The 15,832-nt window shown below is 55.1% G+C and carries 16 protein-coding genes; 8 read left to right on the top strand and 8 right to left on the bottom strand.

The genetic code is table 11. The features are described 5' to 3' along the window. Positions 1–18: 18 nt before the first annotated feature. From J7395_RS09880 to J7395_RS09865, 4 genes are all read right to left on the bottom strand, one after another. Positions 19–384, bottom strand: coding sequence for a response regulator (locus tag J7395_RS09880; protein WP_062952925.1), 366 nt, complete (start codon positions 382–384; stop codon positions 19–21). Positions 385–468: 84 nt separating this feature from the next. Then, positions 469–975 carry a chemotaxis protein CheW gene (locus J7395_RS09875; RefSeq protein WP_007091316.1) on the bottom strand — a complete coding sequence of 169 codons (507 nt, stop codon included), beginning with the start codon at positions 973–975 and terminating at the stop codon, positions 469–471. Between the two features lie 16 nt (positions 976–991). Further along, complete coding sequence (locus tag J7395_RS09870; protein ID WP_209221351.1) at positions 992–3,682, bottom strand: chemotaxis protein CheW; 2,691 nt, start codon at positions 3,680–3,682, stop codon at positions 992–994. A 141-nt stretch (positions 3,683–3,823) separates the two neighbouring features. Further along, positions 3,824–4,432, bottom strand: a complete 609-nt coding sequence (locus tag J7395_RS09865) for a histidine phosphotransferase family protein (RefSeq protein WP_247742079.1) — start codon at positions 4,430–4,432, stop codon at positions 3,824–3,826. A 303-nt stretch (positions 4,433–4,735) separates the two neighbouring features. On the opposite strand from J7395_RS09865, the gene J7395_RS09860 reads away from it, so the two are divergent. From J7395_RS09860 to J7395_RS09845, 4 genes are all read left to right on the top strand, one after another. Further along, positions 4,736–4,921: a DUF3553 domain-containing protein gene (locus tag J7395_RS09860; RefSeq protein WP_007091313.1), complete on the top strand. Its 186-nt coding sequence runs from the start codon at positions 4,736–4,738 to the stop codon at positions 4,919–4,921. 164 nt (positions 4,922–5,085) lie between these two features. Further along, positions 5,086–5,919: a hypothetical protein gene (locus J7395_RS09855; protein ID WP_097051047.1), complete on the top strand. Its 834-nt coding sequence runs from the start codon at positions 5,086–5,088 to the stop codon at positions 5,917–5,919. A gap of 191 nt (positions 5,920–6,110) precedes the next feature. After that, complete coding sequence (moaA, locus tag J7395_RS09850; RefSeq protein WP_209221350.1) at positions 6,111–7,109, top strand: GTP 3',8-cyclase MoaA; 999 nt, start codon at positions 6,111–6,113, stop codon at positions 7,107–7,109. Between the two features lie 35 nt (positions 7,110–7,144). Continuing rightward, complete coding sequence (locus tag J7395_RS09845; protein WP_209221349.1) at positions 7,145–8,281, top strand: FAD-dependent monooxygenase; 1,137 nt, start codon at positions 7,145–7,147, stop codon at positions 8,279–8,281. On the opposite strand, the gene J7395_RS09840 is transcribed toward J7395_RS09845, so the two are convergent. Both J7395_RS09840 and J7395_RS09835 read right to left on the bottom strand, forming a co-directional pair. Beyond that, positions 8,278–8,742, bottom strand: a complete 465-nt coding sequence (locus tag J7395_RS09840; protein WP_348541222.1) for a GIY-YIG nuclease family protein — start codon at positions 8,740–8,742, stop codon at positions 8,278–8,280. The two genes, J7395_RS09845 and J7395_RS09840, sit on opposite strands and share 4 nt — an antisense overlap. 2 nt (positions 8,743–8,744) lie before the next feature. Continuing rightward, on the bottom strand, positions 8,745–9,251 hold the full coding sequence (locus tag J7395_RS09835) for a glyoxalase superfamily protein (RefSeq protein WP_209221347.1): 507 nt from the start codon (positions 9,249–9,251) through the stop codon (positions 8,745–8,747). 328 nt (positions 9,252–9,579) lie between these two features. On the opposite strand from J7395_RS09835, the gene J7395_RS09830 reads away from it, so the two are divergent. The 4 genes from J7395_RS09830 (at position 9,580) to J7395_RS09815 (ending at position 13,794) form a co-directional block, all read left to right on the top strand. After that, positions 9,580–9,813, top strand: coding sequence for a BolA family transcriptional regulator (locus tag J7395_RS09830; protein ID WP_062952934.1), 234 nt, complete (start codon positions 9,580–9,582; stop codon positions 9,811–9,813). A gap of 198 nt (positions 9,814–10,011) precedes the next feature. Next, the gene (gene rarD, locus J7395_RS09825) at positions 10,012–10,920 is read left to right on the top strand and encodes an EamA family transporter RarD (protein ID WP_209221346.1); all 909 of its coding nucleotides are present in this window, start codon (positions 10,012–10,014) and stop codon (positions 10,918–10,920) included. 97 nt (positions 10,921–11,017) lie between these two features. Beyond that, positions 11,018–11,353 carry a Grx4 family monothiol glutaredoxin gene (grxD, locus tag J7395_RS09820; RefSeq protein WP_007091305.1) on the top strand — a complete coding sequence of 112 codons (336 nt, stop codon included), beginning with the start codon at positions 11,018–11,020 and terminating at the stop codon, positions 11,351–11,353. Between the two features lie 224 nt (positions 11,354–11,577). Next, complete coding sequence (locus tag J7395_RS09815) at positions 11,578–13,794, top strand: mechanosensitive ion channel family protein (protein ID WP_209221345.1); 2,217 nt, start codon at positions 11,578–11,580, stop codon at positions 13,792–13,794. A gap of 143 nt (positions 13,795–13,937) precedes the next feature. Here the strand turns inward: J7395_RS09815 and rpsD are convergent, their stop codons facing one another. Further along, positions 13,938–14,555 carry a 30S ribosomal protein S4 gene (rpsD, locus tag J7395_RS09810; RefSeq protein ID WP_062952936.1) on the bottom strand — a complete coding sequence of 206 codons (618 nt, stop codon included), beginning with the start codon at positions 14,553–14,555 and terminating at the stop codon, positions 13,938–13,940. Between the two features lie 195 nt (positions 14,556–14,750). Further along, entirely contained in the window at positions 14,751–15,542 is a 792-nt protein-coding gene (locus J7395_RS09805) for an RNA methyltransferase (RefSeq protein WP_097051052.1), read from the bottom strand. Between the last annotated feature and the right edge of the window lie 290 nt (positions 15,543–15,832).

The raw sequence follows: 15,832 nt of genomic DNA, 5'->3' as shown, positions 1-15,832 counted from the left end.
GCGACGCTGACAGGAACCTTAAATCAGACCCACCTGCTCAAATTTTGCCTGGATGATCTCGCTGTCGAACGGCTTCATAATATACTCGTTCGCACCGGCCGTAATGGCCTCCTGAATGTGCTCGAGATCGTTTTCTGTGGTGCAGAACACGACGACGGGCTCATCGCCACCAGGTGCTGCGCGCAGTTCCCGCAGGAAATCAATCCCGCTTTTCACCGGCATGTTCCAATCAAGCAACACCGCGTCTGGCATGGCTTCAAGGCATCGATCAATTGCCTCCTGCCCATCCACAGCCTCAATGACCGCAAATCCCATTTCTTCAAGGATACGGCGTGCCACCATTCTGATGACTTTCGAATCATCGACGACGAGACAACTCTTCATCGACTTCCTTCTCGCAAATTAGATCGTTAAGCCAATACCGGCATTGTACCGGATGCATTTTGCACCCGGCACATACTATCATACCTAGCCCGCCTGTTTTACCGAAACGGTAAAATCAAGCAGACGGGTTACGTCCAGAATGACAAGAAGCTTCTTGTCGAGGCGGAAAATGCCATCGGAAAATTCACGCCAGCGCGGATCAAGCGTCGCCGGATTCTGTTCGAATGCCTTTTGCGGAACGCTCAGAACCTCGCCAACCTGATCGACCATCAGGCTGTAAAGTTCGCCACCCTGATCGACCACAATGCTCATGCCCGGTACATCATCTTCGCGTTCACGAAGACCAAGACGTTTGCGAACATCGATTGCCGTCACGATACGACCGCGCAGGTTCAGCGACCCTGCCACTTCTGGCGGGGCAAGCGGAATGCGGGTAATACGCTGCGGACCAAGAACATCCTGAACCGTCAGAACCGGAATACCGAACAACTGCTTGCCGATATAGGCGGTAACGAAATCCTTCGTTGCCCCTCCAAGGTCAAGGGCCGTGCTCTGCTCTTTGCTCGGGACGAGTGCCTTTTTATCGCTCATTGGACTTTTCCCCGATTTACACTGCGCTCAGCGTCTGGATCAGCGTCGATACCAGCGCATCTCGATCGAATTTCGCGACATAGTCGCTAAAGCCAACCTGACGACCCCGTTCGAAGTCTTCCTCGCTGGTGTGCGAGGACAGCGCGATGATCGGGGTATCGCCCCAATGTTCATCATTCTGCAGGCTTTCGGCAAATTCGAAGCCGTTCATGCCCGGCATTTCGATGTCACTAATGATCGCGTCAAAAATTTCCCCGCGATTTTTAAGATCAAGCGCCTGTTCGGCATTCTCGACCGCAATGACACGGAAACCGGACACCGACAACATCGGCGTAAGAAGGTTGCGGAAGAACGGGCTGTCATCGATCAGAAGAACACGCTTCTTCTCGCCGCCAGTATCCTCGTGGCCGAACCAGTCCGAGAACGCCAGTTCCAGATAGTAACCGGCATCAATCAGATCGGTTGCCTTGCCATCAATCACCGCCGAACCGACCAGACCATCCTGATCGGCTGTCAGTTCAACGTTCAGGACGTCATCGACAATGTCGACGATCTCGTCCACCACAAGCCCCATGGTCCGTTCGCGATCCTGGAATACCAAGGTCGGCTGACGACCTTCGCTCTTCATCTGATAGGAACCATCGATAAAGACCAGCGGCATCAGCTTGCCACGATACTGCACCAGCGGGCGACCGTTCGAGTATTCGATATTTTCGACATCGATTTCCTCGAGACGGGCGACAAGTGCAAGGGGCACTGCACGAATTTCGGACCCGCCAGCCCGGAAGACCAGCATGGAAGTCGTTTCGCGATCACCGGTATCAGAACGCGCCTTGCTTTCGACACCCTGCGAACCGCCAACAGTGATTTCGCCGGTCCGGGTAGCAATGCCGTTCGGATCAAGGATCATGATCACACTGCCGTCGCCAAGGATGGTATTCCCCGAGAACAGCGACAGATCGCGCAGGATCGGTGCAACCGGCTTGACCACGATTTCCTCGGTGTCGAATACGCGGTCAACGATGATACCGAAAGAATAGGTACCCACCTGCGTGACGACGATGAAGGCTTCTTCATCCACGTCATCGACCGTCGTTTCACCATCATCAAGGCCAAGAATTTTCTTGAGAGTGACAAGTGGCAGCAGACGGTTGCGCAAGCGTAGGACCGGCGTATCGTGAATACGTTCGATCGAATGATCGGAATTGCTTGAAGCACGAACCAGCTCCAGAACGCTGATCTGCGGAATGGCAAAGCGTTCGCCGCCACTTTCAACGATCAGTGCCGAAACGATGGCAAGGGTCAGCGGAATCTTGATGATGAAGGTCGACCCGCGGCCTTCGACCGATTTCAGTTCGACCGTACCACCAATCTTTTCGATGTTGGTACGGACAACGTCCATGCCAACGCCACGTCCGGAAACCGAAGTCACCTTTTCGGCGGTCGAGAAACCGGCCTTGAAAATGAACTGGTGGATTTGCGAGTCCGCCATACCGTCAAGATCGCTCTCGCTTGCGAGACCGTTGGCAATCGCCTTGGCCTTGATCCGTTCGATATTAAGCCCGCGACCATCATCGGAAATCTCGATGATGATGTGACCACCTTCGTGATAGGCGTTCAGCGTGACAGTACCGGTTTCCGGCTTGCCTGCTTCCCGGCGCCCCGGAATATCTTCCAGACCGTGGTCGGCAGAGTTGCGAACCATGTGGGTCAGCGGATCCTTGATGAGTTCAAGCACCTGACGGTCAAGTTCCGTATCGGCACCGATCATCTGCAGATCGATTTTCTTGTTCATCTCGAGCGCGAGGTCACGAACAATACGCGGCAGCTTCGCCCAGGCATTGCCGATCGGCTGCATTCGGGTCTTCATCACACCTTCCTGAAGGTCGGTGGTGATGTGCGACAGACGCTGCAAAGGAACGGTAAATTCACTGTCATCCTTGCCGCGAACCATCTGCAGAAGCTGGTTACGGGTCAGGACAAGCTCGGAAACCAGTGTCATCAGGTTTTCAAGCAATTCAACGTTGACGCGGATCGTCTGGGCTGCAACGGAACTTTCCTTGGCCTCGCCACGTGGCGCTTCGGCTTTTGGTCCCTCGGATGCTGCGGCCTTTGCCGGTGCAACGGCCTGTGACTTCGCCGCTGCTGGCGGGGCTGCCGCCGGTGCGGGTTTCTCGGGCTCTGGCTCCGGTTCCTGAATATCGGGATCGACTTCGGTCGCATCGAAAATTGCCTGTAACCGTTCGTCGTCAGTCATCGGCACTTCTTCGGCGGGTGCTTCCTCGACCGGGGCGGCTGCTGCCGGTGCGGCTCTGCCTCCCATGATCGTGCCGGTATCGGCAAAATGGTTAAGCCGCGCGATCAGATCGGCATCGTTGCCGTCCGGTTCTGTTTCGTTCTGCTCAAGCTCGCTCAGCAGATATTTGATGGTGTCGATGGACTCAAGAACGAGCGTCACCGCATCCGGCGTTACGACCAGTTCACCGTCGCGAATTTTGCCGAGCACGTTTTCACCGGCATGCGCAACAGCTTCCAGTCGTGGCAAACCAAGGAACCCGCAAGTCCCTTTAATGGTGTGCACCAGGCGGAAAATATTCGACAGAATATCCGGATCATTCGGATTTTGCTCCAGTTTCACCAGTTCGACGTCAAGCGTCGACAGGCTTTCCGAAGTCTCTGTCAGGAATTCACTTAAAAGATCGTCCATATACCCCCTCCACATCTCCGACAGTCAGACGCTGCCGGAACAGGAACGCCCATCCCTACGACCAGTGCGCGAAACACACGTTCAATCCGTTACTTACGTAGAACCTAGCACACGGTATTACCAGACCCGCAGGTCTTTTTTTTAATCATAGATCAATGCAACATTTCCGTCGTCTTGCAAGACCGAAAGCGCACCACCGGTCCGATGCGCAAGATTTCGCAGGAAAAAGCCATGCACGGTCCGGGGATCAAGCTCTTCCGGCGACACTTCGTTTTTCATGACATTTTCGATATCCGGCCGGAATGCCGCCCGTTTACCCGCCGCATCAACCGTAATTCTGCCTTCGGATTCGCGCGTCACACGGATATCCCCGCCAAACGGCAGGGCTTCACGGGCCAACATCACCATATTAAGCACAAGCCGTCCATGAGCTGGATCAATTCCAATCTCGTCCCATTGCAAGGTCACCTTGCCTTCGGCCTCGAAACTCTGGGCAACCGCATCACGCATCGATTTTGTATCAACACTGTTGCCCGCGCGACCGAATGCCAGCCGGAACAATTGTAAACGACGCGCGGCCTCAAGCCCGCTTTTGCGCATCAGCGCAAGCGCCTCGTCATCGGCAACACCAGCTTCCCCCATCAGTTCTGCACCGGCATTCACAGCCCCCACCGGCCCGACAAGATCGTGGCAAATGCGCGAGCTGATCAGCTCGATCAGGATCAGTTCCACTGCTCTGTCCTGTTCCATATAACGGGTATCTCCAAGAATTCTGTTCAACAGGTCCGCACCGCTTCCCCAAAGCAATGCGCGGTTTGCACAGTACCTTCCGGCGATATTCGGGACGAACCGGACCGGGCAACTGCAATCCCCGCCCAGATTGCAGCCAGATGTGTTAAAACCTTCTTTAGCCCCCGGATTTTTGCCGCATTTGCAAACCGGCAAATTTTACCCGGTTCCAAAATATGTGACTGCCATCATTGCACAGCATTTGTTCCCGGCGTATTGCCTGACTATATTGAAGATACCAACATCAGACAAAAGAGCATGATCATGGATTTCCTGCTGACCCCTGGCACCATTGTCCGCCATCCCGGTCAACCCGATTGGGGCCTCGGGCGTATTCAGGCAGTCGACGGCGACAGGATCGCGGTGAATTTCGAAGAAGCCGGGCGCCAGATCATCCGTCCGCGCCATGTCGTGCTTGAAATTGTCGAGGCTGCGGTCGGTTACGAATAGGTTCACCATCATGCTTGCGCATGGCATGGAACTTGCTGAAACGAAAATGTTAAACATTTCGGCGTATTAAACGAAATTTGATACGCAAGGTCGCATGCATCAGGCTACCGGGCGAAGCCACCCCGGGCGCACTGGCTTCAATGATAACAGGGTCGGAACGGGAAATGATTGCAATCGTCAAACCACCGCGGGACAGCTTCAAACAGCGTCACTATACCGCTGCATTCTCTGTGCTCGAACAATTTGCCGCCAGCCTCATGGAACAAGCCAAAGCCCACGGTGGAACCGTTAGCACTGATCAGATTTCAAGCGCGCTTGAAACCCTGCGCGGACAGGACAACCTGTTTGATGCGGCATGGATGACACTTGAAACCGATGTCGATACCGTCAAGGCCCGTCAGAATGCGGCTGTGCGCCACGATCCGCTGGGCCGCCTTCTGGTCAGTCGCTTTGCCCATCAGCTTGAAGGCCGCGAAGCAGGCGATCTTGAACATGGCGCACTGTCACGCGAAATCCTGCAGCCTTTCTTCAAGGTCATCCGCATGATGGTCGGCATGGATATGCTTCAGGAAATCGACGGCGAAATCCAGACCATCATCGACCAGCATGCCGACGAGGATGACGAACTTCGTGATCCAACTGATTACTGGGATCATCTGGCAGAAGAACCACAAGTCGCCAACCGGCTTAATCTGGTATTTGCGCGCATGGCGCTGCATTTCAAGGATTACGAACGCCGTAAACAGTGGATGATCCAGCTTATTAACGACAATCTGCCGCATGGCGATCATGCCTGGGTCTTTACCGAAGAGCACTGTGCACGTCTGCTGCGCTCGCTGTTTCGCGATGTTCGCGCTGCCCTGTCCAAGCCGGAGCGTTCAGCCGAACTGGTGGCCAAGCTTGGCAGCGAGAATGTCGAAACCCTGCGCAATGTCATGGCAGCCCTTGATCGCGATATCGCAGCCCTTCATATCCGCGAAGCCGATAACTGGAAATAGGCAACCGGTCATTCCCCGACAACCAAAAAAACCGCGGTGGATATTCCCCGCGGTTTTTTGTCCTATCTGACGGAAAGGTGATGATTTCATCGCAAATCGGGGTGGCCAAATCGATCCCCCCTGTGCAAAAGTCGAACTTGCGCACTACATAGCGTTTCCGGACCCGCAAAACAGAAACAAGCGCCATTGCCATGACCAGACCGCTGATCGACAAATATGGCCGTCACGTATCCTACCTTCGGGTATCGGTGACGGACCGTTGTGACTTCCGCTGCACTTATTGCATGGCCGAAAGCATGATCTTTCTGCCAAAATCCGAAGTCCTGACACTTGAGGAACTCGATCAGCTCTGTTCGGCCTTCATCGCGCGCGGAGTGCGCAAATTGCGCCTGACCGGTGGCGAACCGCTGGTGCGCCGTGGCATCATGGACCTGATCGGGGATTTGTCGCGCCATCTTAAATCCGGTGCGCTTGACGAACTGACCATGACGACGAATGGCAGCCAGCTTGCCACCTATGCCGATGATCTGGCGCGCCTTGGTGTCAAACGGCTCAACATCTCGCTTGATAGCCTTGATCATCAGAAATTCGCCGAAATCACCCGCCGCGGCCGCCTTGAACAGGTGTTAAGCGGGCTTGAAGCCGCCAAACAGGTCGGGCTCAAGATCAAGATCAACACGGTCGCCCTTCGCAATTTTAACGAAGACGAAATTTCCCGTCTTGTCGCTTGGTGCGGCAAGGAAGGCTTTGATCTTTGCCTGATTGAAACCATGCCGCTTGGCGATATCGACGGGGATCGCACCGATCAGTATCTGCCACTGACCGCTGTTCGTGAACGGCTGGAACAGGAATATACTCTGGTGCCCAGCAACCATGTCACCCCCGGCCCGGCACGCTATGTCACGGTGGCGGAAACCGGCGGGCGTCTTGGTTTCATCACGCCGCTTACCCATAATTTCTGCGAAGGCTGCAACCGCGTGCGCGTGACCTGCACCGGCACACTTTACATGTGCCTTGGGCAGGAAGACCACGTTGATCTGCGCGCAGCCCTGCGTTCGGGCGAGGCCGAAGCCCTTGACCGGCTGCTTGACGAAGCCATGCTGCTTAAACCCAAGGGGCATGATTTCGTCATCGACCGCAAAGGTCAGAAACCGGCAGTCGGCCGTCATATGAGCATGACCGGCGGCTGATCCGGACATCACTCCATTCCAGTCACAGGCATACAATGAAAATTCTGATTGTCGGCGGCGGTATCGCCGGTTTGTCTGCGGCCATTGCCCTGCAAGGCGACGGACACGACATTACGATTGTCGAAACCCATGATGGCTGGAAACCGGCCGGGGCGGGGTTGCACCTGCCGGGCAATGCGATGGCGGCCCTTCGTGCACTTGGCATTGATCAGGATGTTGCGGCCAAATCCTGCGCCTTTCCGCGACTGGATTATTTCGATCATCGTGACGGGAAACTGTTTGCGCTTGAAACCGAACAGCTCGGCTGGCCAACATTTCAGGCCCTGACGCGCAGCGACTTTCACGAAATCCTGTGCACCAAACTGACAACACCAACCATCCGGTTTGGTCTTTCCGTATCCGCCATTCACGATGAACCCGATCAAGCGCAGGTAAGTTTTACCGACGGCGCGAGCAGCAGCTTTGATCTTGTGATCGGTGCGGATGGCATCAATTCAGCCGTTCGGCGTCTGGCTTTTGGCGCAGAACATATGCCGCAGCCAACCGGTTATATCTGCTGGCGCTGGATCACGGATTACCCGTTTGGCCTGACCGCGCCCAAATTCATTATTGGTTACGGGCAGGTTATTCTGGTGATGCCAGTGGGGAACAACAGGTTTTACATTTATGCCAGCACCTATGACCCGGGCGAAAGAATACGCAACCTGCCGGCAGGCGAACTTGCCGCGCATTTTGCCCGGTTTGAGGGCCCGGTGCGCGAGATGCTAGGCGCAATCGGCACGGGCACCTTCATTCACGAAGGCCGTCTTCAGCAAATGGTCATGCCCGAATGGGTTACGGGCCGTGTGATCCTGATCGGGGATGCGGCACATGGAACGCTTCCGACCATGGCACAGGGGGCAACCCAGTCGATCAAGGATGGCCTGGCACTGGCGGATGCCCTTCGCACACAACCCGATATCAAAGCTGCCCTTGCCGAGTGGCAATCGACCCGCCTGCCCGAAGCACATTGGGTGCAGCAACAATCCCTGCAACGCATGGGTTTTGCCAAAATCCGTGGCAAGGCAGCTGTCTGGTTGCGCAATACCCTGATGTGCAAGATTGGCCCAAAGATTGTTGCGTCGGGTTTCCGCCCCCTTATTGACGGCACGGCGGGCACGCAAAAGGACTAAGCCGATACATTACTGGCATCAACCATTGCCGCCACCCCGGCGGCATGGCTTTCCGCCACCAGCAAATGCGCCGGACAGCTTATGCAGTCTGAACTGCCAAAACCCGCGATTGGCGCATTGATGCCCTTCACAGCCGCCAATGCCATACGCAAATCGCATTCGCATCCGCCGGGCACCACCAATGCCGCAACCACCCGCCCGATGCCGATGGTCAATTCATCGACATGCCAGTGCGGCTTTTTATCCAACCGGCAATGACGTTTGACACGAGCCGCAATGCCTCCCGGCCCGTTGGCCGAACCGCAATAAAAATAAGTTCCCTGACGCAGGATCGCTCCCGCGAAGCGTTTGTTCCGTAAAGCCAGATCAGCAGAAAGTTCAATCAGGAGAATATAGGCTCCGGCAACCTTGGGAAGCTGCCGGAGGGTTTCGGGATTTATGTCCGCAAGAAGCTCAGTCACTGTCACAGCAGCAAATCAACCGAAAGACCGGGGCCGCGCGTACCATTGGCAAGTACGGGTTCGCAATCCTCGTTGATCCGCGAAGCAATGCGTTGTCGCAAGGCACTAAAACGCTCCGACGACACGACATCAACCGGTCGATCCAGATGGACTTCTATCCGGTAGACACCGCCGACCGGGGTTTTGGTGACACCACGAATTTGCCCGCACACCGCGTGCCCCAGATAGGACCCGGCAAACCGTTTGCCGATACCAAGATCGGCGATACGAACCGGTTCGCGTTTGCGCGTCATTGCAATCGCAGTGTTCCAGTCACGAAAACCGTGGCTTTGCGCCAGAAGTTCAAGGCTGCCAGCGTGGGAAACCGTCAGGTTACGGCTGGCAAGTGCGTTGCGCAGGCGTTTTGCCTGTGCCTTGAGCATACCGGCGGAATCATCCGATCCAATTTTCGCGAAATCGGCTGATGTCTGCTCCGGTTTTGCGGACAGGTTTTGAGAAGTTTGGCTCATTTTCGTCTCCTGACAGGAGGCCGGGTGTCCGCATTGCCGGTCCGGCGTCAAAGAAAACGGGGAACCGATAAAACCGTCTGCATCACTTTACCATGGGCAGATGCCCGGCGGACGGCCGGTGTGAGCAACCGCGATTTTCCTAGCGCAATCTGCCGCGAAACACAAGCATCGCCGCATCTTTGACCTTGTGAAGCACTTCGCGGCTTGCAGAAATTGACAGCCCCCACAGGGACAACATATACCAGAATTAACAAATATCGCCGGGCACCCGGATGGATGCGCAAAACAGGGCGCAAGGGTGTCCGACCAATTATAAGGAATTAACGCCATGGCGATGGAAGCCCACGAAATCGAAACGATGATCAAGGAAGCCCTTCCCGATGCACAGGTCCGCATCGAGGACCTGCGCGGTGATGGCGACCATTATGCTGCAATCGTTGTATCCGAGTCCTTCCGCGGCAAAACCCGCGTGATGCAGCACCAGATGATCTATTCCGCACTCAAGGGCAAAATGGGCGGCGAACTGCACGCCCTTGCACTGCAGACATCTGCACCGGAATGAATTCCGGCTGAGAATGACCGCTTGCGAATGCCACCCCTGATCGCATCCGGCCAGAAGCATGACGGGCACCGATGACCTTCGGCGCCCCAGATATTCCGATCTTCCCGCGACTTCCGGTCGGCCCTGCCGACTAACAATTGTTTTGCCAGTACCGGCACATGCCATTTGGCCCCACAAAATGACCATGGTTCAATAACGATGACATCATCCCAAAAACCGGCTTTGATCGGTGCCGGACCACTGGCCGGGCTTGGTGCCTTTGTCATCTGGGGCTTTCTGGGCTTCTATTTCAAAATCATCGATTTCGCGAGCCCGTTTGAAATTCTCGCCCATCGCATTCTATGGTCCGCGATCCTGACATTAACGCTGGTTTTTGTTCTGAAACGTCGCGCCCGGTTGTGGGAACTGCTGTCATCCAGGCGCACCATGGGGCTTTTGTTTCTAAGCAGCCTGCTGATTGCCGGGAACTGGGTAATTTATATCTGGTCGGTTCATATCGGGCATGCGCTTGAGGCCAGCCTTGGCTATTATATCATGCCGCTGATCATGCTGATCCTTGGCCGCATCTTCTTTGGCGAAAAACTCAATCGCATACAGATTGTCTCCGTACTGGTCTGCTTTGCCGGGGTTCTGAACCTTCTGGTGTTTTTCGGCTCCCTGCCCTGGATCGCGCTTAGCCTGTCCTTGCTGTTCGGCTTTTACGGGGTGATCCGCAAATTTGTCCCGGCCGACCCGATTGCCGGGCTTTTTATCGAATGTCTGCTGCTATCCCCAATGGCATTTGGCTATCTGGTTTGGCTCAGCATGTCGGGCAATATGGCCTTCGGCAATCTGGGAATCGGCAATGATATTTTGCTGATATCGCTTGGCGCGGTAACGACAATTCCGCTGGTGCTGTTTGCCTTTGCTGCCCGGAACATGAAGTTTTCCGCTCTTGGGCTGATGCAATATCTCAACCCGACGATCCAGTTCTTCGTCGCGGTGTTGCTGCTTGGCGAAACCTTTACCAAGGCACATATGATAACCTATGCGCTGGTCTGGGTAGGACTTGGCATTTTTACATGGGATAATCTGCGGACCGCACGGCAATTGCGCCGCAAGAGTTGACAGAACCGCCCCTTCCAGCCATATCTTCGGCCATAAAACCATAACCTGAAATATCGCGGCAGAGAGATCGCCGCCTTTGCAGCCAAGGACAACCAACATGACCGACAATCCGGTTTTTGATCGCATCCAGAAAGACATCAACGATAACGACGTCGTTCTGTTCATGAAGGGCACCTCGATGTTCCCGCAATGCGGTTTCTCGGCCGCCGTCGTGCAGGTCCTTGCCGAACTCGGCGCGCCGTTCAAGGACATCAACGTTCTGGTCGACCCGGCAATCCGCCAGGGCATCAAGGACTTCTCGAACTGGCCGACCATTCCGCAGCTTTACGTCAAAGGCGAATTCGTTGGCGGTTGCGACATCGTTCGTGAAATGTATGCCTCGGGCGAACTGGCCCAGCACCTAAAAGACAAGGGCGTTGCTGTCGCTGCCTGAAAAGGCGGATGACACAGACCCGATCCGGCCTGACAGCCGAAGATATGAAACGCGCCGTGCGGATGCCCGGCGCGTTTTTTATTGCCCTGCTGCGATTTCCATCACCTCAAGCCCTGCGTGCATATGGGCTGACGTCGTAAAACTATTCCTTGAAGGCCCTGTTTGCCTGTACCATCTTCCAGATGGGAATTCGTTTTTACGAACAGGACGTTGGGCGGGACATTATGAAAATCACAACAAAAATCCTGATGTGCCTCGGGCTCTGGCTGCTGGTGGCGGGCACTGTGTCGGCTATGGCAGACAGGGCACATGCACAAGCTGCCTTGGCTACAATCGCCGCCCAAAACGAAGTACAGACCACGGAAACAACCGATCCGTCCGATGATGCCTTGTCCGAGACGGCTGAAACGACCTTCAGCTATTACGACTTTCTTGATGCCGGGGTTGCACGAACCCGCGAACAGATCGCAGATACCTTTACCGGTCTTGAAACCTTTCCCGATGAAATGGCACGAACCGGTGATTTCCTGGCATCGGACATCGGCCGCAGGGGACTGATGCGCCTTGCGCTGTTTACCGTGATCTTTGTCGGTGTCGGATTGATCGTCGAATTCCTGTATCGCCGCGCTGCGGCCCCGCTTTGCAGCTATCTTGAAGCACAGCACCCCACCCGGTTTTTCGACCGGCTGCGTCAAATGGCGCTTTTATCCGTCCTGTCGCTGCTGTCTTTGACGGTCTTTGCCATCGGCTCGATCGGTGCCTTCATGATCTTTGACTGGCCCCCCCTGATGAAGGGAGCACTCCTGTCACTGCTCGCCGCGTTCTTTGTCCTGCGTCTCGTCATGATCGTGCTGCAATTCCTGTTTGCGCCACAGGCCGAAGGCCTTCGGATGATCAATGTCGACCCACAGACTGCAGCAACACTGACGCGCACCATCACCATCGCAAGTGGCGTTTCGTTATCTGCCTTTGCGCTGGCGGGGGTTTTTCGGCAATCACCGGCAATGGTACATGGCGACATCATCCTTTTTGATATCGCGGTCGTGATCAGTGTCCTGGCCTTTTGCCTCGCAACGGTTTCGCTGGCACGTTATTTCGCCACTCACCAGCTCACGGGCGCAGTTGAAAAGATTGCCCTGCCCGTATCGCTTGCCCGTTTATGGCCCGTCATTGTCTGCGCCTATCTGATTGCACTCGGCGCGACGACCATTCTGGCGGCAGACCGCTTCATGAAGTGCCTGCTGGCGATTGGCATTGCCTGCCTGTTTGATGCGATTTTCCGCAACATCATCGAAAGCCAGCATCGCAAAAAAGCCCGACTGGCCGAAGCCGAAGCAGATGCGATCAATGCCCGTGCCGAAGCCGCCGCGGTGGAGGCCGAGGAAGAATTCAAACCAGTTCAGCCGGACCTTCCGGTCTTTACCCCGGTTCTGAAACGTGGTGTGCGGTTACTCGCCATCGTCTTTGTCCTTGCCAGCTTCTGGCGCATCTGGGGATTTGATCGCCTTGCGCTGGCCGAGGATGCCGGGATCATTGCGCGTGCGCTTGATGCCTCGACCGAGATCATTATGATCCTGCTGATTGCCGATCTCGTCTGGTCCCTGATCAAGGCATTCCTTGACGAACGCATGAGCCAAAGCGGTGCTGGAGATGGACATGGCGACGGCGAAGGTGGCGGTACCGGGTTATCCCGGATTGAAACCCTTCTACCGCTTCTGAAAAACTTCGCGCTTACCGTCATCGTCATCATGGTGGTGATGGTGACATTGTCAGCACTCGGCGTTGATATCGGCCCGTTGATCGCCGGTGCCGGGGTTGTTGGCCTTGCCATCGGCTTTGGCAGCCAGGCACTGGTACGTGACGTGGTCGCCGGGGTTTTCTTCCTGCTTGATGATGCCTTCCGGCTTGGTGAATATATCGAGGTCGATAACCTGCGCGGGCGGGTCGAAAATATCTCGATCCGGTCAATGCAACTGCGCCATCACCGTGGCCCCCTCCAAACCGTGCCCTTTGGCGAAATCAAATCGATCATCAACCACAGCCGCGACTGGGTGATCGTCAAACTTGAATTCCGCGTACCGTTCGAAACCGACGTCAACAAGATCAAGAAACTGGTCAAAAAGCTGTCTGCCGAACTGCTGGAAGATCCGCTGATCGGTGACAGCTTTATCGAACCGCTGAAATCGCAGGGCGTCCGTCGGATGGAAGAATTCAACATGGTGATCGGGCTTAAATATACCTCCAAGCCCGGTGAACAATTCACCATCCGCAAAACCGTCTATCAAAGCGTTCTGGCGATGTTCAAGGAAAACGGCATCCACATGGCATCCCGCAATGTGAAGGTCGATGTGCCCGACGACGCTACACCGGAACAGAAAAAAGAAGCGATTGCCGCAGCAGCACAGCAGGCATCCGAACAGATCGCCCAGCCAAAGCCCTGAAGCCTAAGGCCTTCGCACGCGATACAAATCAAAAGCCCCGCACAGGAAAACCGTGCGGGGCTTTTCATACAGGCTGAAAAAGCAAAACGCCCACTGTTTCCAGCGGGCGTTCTGTGTTCGTCTTCGCGAAATCCGATAAAGGATTAACGCGAGTAGAATTCGACGACCAGGTTCGGCTGCATCTGAACCGGGTACGGAATTTCTGCGAATTTCGGAACGCGAACGAAGGTGCCTTTGAAGGCCTTCGCGTCAACGTCGAGATATTCCGGAACGTCGCGTTCGTTCAGGTTGGCAGCTTCCATAACCATCGGGATTTCGCGCGAAGCCTGTTTGACTTCAACAACGTCGCCTTCTTTAACAAGGTAAGAAGGAATGGTGACTTTCTTGCCGTTGACAAGAATGTGGCCGTGGTTAACGAACTGACGCGCTGCGAACACGGTCGGAACGAATTTCATGCGGTAGATAACGGCATCAAGACGGGTCTCGAGAATACCGACCAGCGTTTCGGAAGTATCGCCCGGACGACGCGATGCTTCTTTGTAGTAACGCAGGAACTGTTTTTCGGAGATGGAGCCGTAGTAGCCTTTAAGCTGCTGTTTGGCGAACAGCTGGGTGCCGTAATCGGTCGGCTTTTTACGGCGGGTCGCGCCGTGCATGCCCGGTGCATATTCGCGCTTGTTCAGCGGCGATTTTGCACGGCCCCAAAGGTTCACGCCAAGGCGGCGGTCAATCTTATGCTTTGCAGCAATACGTTTCGACATTTTGTAACTCTCTTTTTTAAGATCACTTTATTGTCCCGATAGTTTCCTGTTTCGGTTACCCCAAACAGGAACGGGGACGAAAACACCTGTTTCGCCCCACTTTCTCGGAAGTGAGGCGCAATATAGAGATCAAGACCGCAGAGTCAAACGAAAAGAATCACCCAAACACCAGCCTTGCCGCCATGTCCGCGAGCGTCACGCTTTGAATTTGCCGCCCCGCATAGCAACGATCATGCCGCGAAGTGTCTGAACTTCCTGATGGGTCAGGTTGGCGCGGTTGAAAATATTGCGGATATTGCGTGCCATATTCGGGCGTTTTGCCTCCACCCGGAAAAAGCCGGAATTGTCCAGTTCCGCCTCAAGATGTTCGAACAGACGATCCAACTCGTCCCGGGTGGCCGGAAAGGTATCGTTCATCATCATCTGGTAGTCGGGCACATCAACACCGGCCTGCCACCATTCATACCCGATCAGCAACACCGCCTGCGCCAGATTAAGCGACGTGAAACCGGGGTTAAGCGGTACGGTTACAACCGCATCGGCCATCGAAATATGTTCGTTGCGCACACCGGTGCGTTCCGGCCCGAACAGCACCCCGACCTTTTCCCCGCGCGAGACATTGGCGCGCATTTCAGGCGCCAGCCCCTTTGGGGTAAAGACCGGCTTGATCGCGTCGCGCGTCCGCGCGGTCGTCACATAAACCCGGTTCAGATCCGCCAGCGCATCTTCTTCACGCTCGAACACCTTGGTATTGTCGATGACAATATCAGCCCCTGATGCATTGGCCGTCGCCCGTTCATTGGGCCAGCCATCACGCGGCCGCACCAGACGCAGGTCAACCAATCCGCAATTAAGCATGGCTCGCGCCGCCTTGCCGATATTATCGCCAAGCTGCGGTTCAATCAGGATGATGACAGGCGGATTGGCGATACCGCCGGTTTCGGGTCTTGCGCCATCCGGCATAGCCGCGTCTGCGACGTCGCTCATCGCTTGAATTCTCCGGTCTTTGCATAGGGTGAAGTGCGGGCATGCCCGTCAATATTGGCGTTTCTTTACCAAAAGCCAATGCACGATGCCAGTACACATTACACACACGAACAATGCACACATTTTAAACATTTTTATTTTTGTGGTGATTTTTTAATCATAAATTGTGCGGTGCATATATGCATTTCGCACGAGGGGCAGCGCCGCCAACTCCAATATTATCCTTTATTTCCATAGCATTACCGTCATCCGAAGATACATTTCAGGTGACTGGCATATACATTGCTTCT

Source organism: Thalassospira sp. A3_1 (assembly GCF_017744215.1).
In the GTDB taxonomy this organism is placed as follows: domain Bacteria; phylum Pseudomonadota; class Alphaproteobacteria; order Rhodospirillales; family Thalassospiraceae; genus Thalassospira; species Thalassospira lucentensis_A.
Note: the sequence above shows the minus strand (reverse complement) of the source record. Positions and strands in the feature narration are given on the sequence as shown.

Excerpts from the sequence above, each read along its gene's own strand:
- J7395_RS09870 (WP_209221351.1), bottom strand. The coding sequence starts at position 3,682 with ATGGACGATCTTTTAAGTGAATTCCTGACAGAGACTTCGGAAAGCCTG.
- J7395_RS09880 (WP_062952925.1), bottom strand. The coding sequence starts at position 384 with ATGAAGAGTTGTCTCGTCGTCGATGATTCGAAAGTCATCAGAATGGTG.
- J7395_RS09860 (WP_007091313.1), top strand. The coding sequence starts at position 4,736 with ATGGATTTCCTGCTGACCCCTGGCACCATTGTCCGCCATCCCGGTCAA.
- J7395_RS09835 (WP_209221347.1), bottom strand. The coding sequence starts at position 9,251 with ATGAGCCAAACTTCTCAAAACCTGTCCGCAAAACCGGAGCAGACATCA.
- J7395_RS09865 (WP_247742079.1), bottom strand. The coding sequence starts at position 4,432 with ATGGAACAGGACAGAGCAGTGGAACTGATCCTGATCGAGCTGATCAGC.
- moaA (WP_209221350.1), top strand. The coding sequence starts at position 6,111 with ATGACCAGACCGCTGATCGACAAATATGGCCGTCACGTATCCTACCTT.
- J7395_RS09875 (WP_007091316.1), bottom strand. The coding sequence starts at position 975 with ATGAGCGATAAAAAGGCACTCGTCCCGAGCAAAGAGCAGAGCACGGCC.
- J7395_RS09845 (WP_209221349.1), top strand. The coding sequence starts at position 7,145 with ATGAAAATTCTGATTGTCGGCGGCGGTATCGCCGGTTTGTCTGCGGCC.
- rarD (WP_209221346.1), top strand. The coding sequence starts at position 10,012 with ATGACATCATCCCAAAAACCGGCTTTGATCGGTGCCGGACCACTGGCC.
- J7395_RS09855 (WP_097051047.1), top strand. The coding sequence starts at position 5,086 with ATGATTGCAATCGTCAAACCACCGCGGGACAGCTTCAAACAGCGTCAC.
- J7395_RS09815 (WP_209221345.1), top strand. The coding sequence starts at position 11,578 with ATGAAAATCACAACAAAAATCCTGATGTGCCTCGGGCTCTGGCTGCTG.
- J7395_RS09805 (WP_097051052.1), bottom strand. The coding sequence starts at position 15,542 with ATGAGCGACGTCGCAGACGCGGCTATGCCGGATGGCGCAAGACCCGAA.
- rpsD (WP_062952936.1), bottom strand. The coding sequence starts at position 14,555 with ATGTCGAAACGTATTGCTGCAAAGCATAAGATTGACCGCCGCCTTGGC.
- J7395_RS09830 (WP_062952934.1), top strand. The coding sequence starts at position 9,580 with ATGGCGATGGAAGCCCACGAAATCGAAACGATGATCAAGGAAGCCCTT.
- grxD (WP_007091305.1), top strand. The coding sequence starts at position 11,018 with ATGACCGACAATCCGGTTTTTGATCGCATCCAGAAAGACATCAACGAT.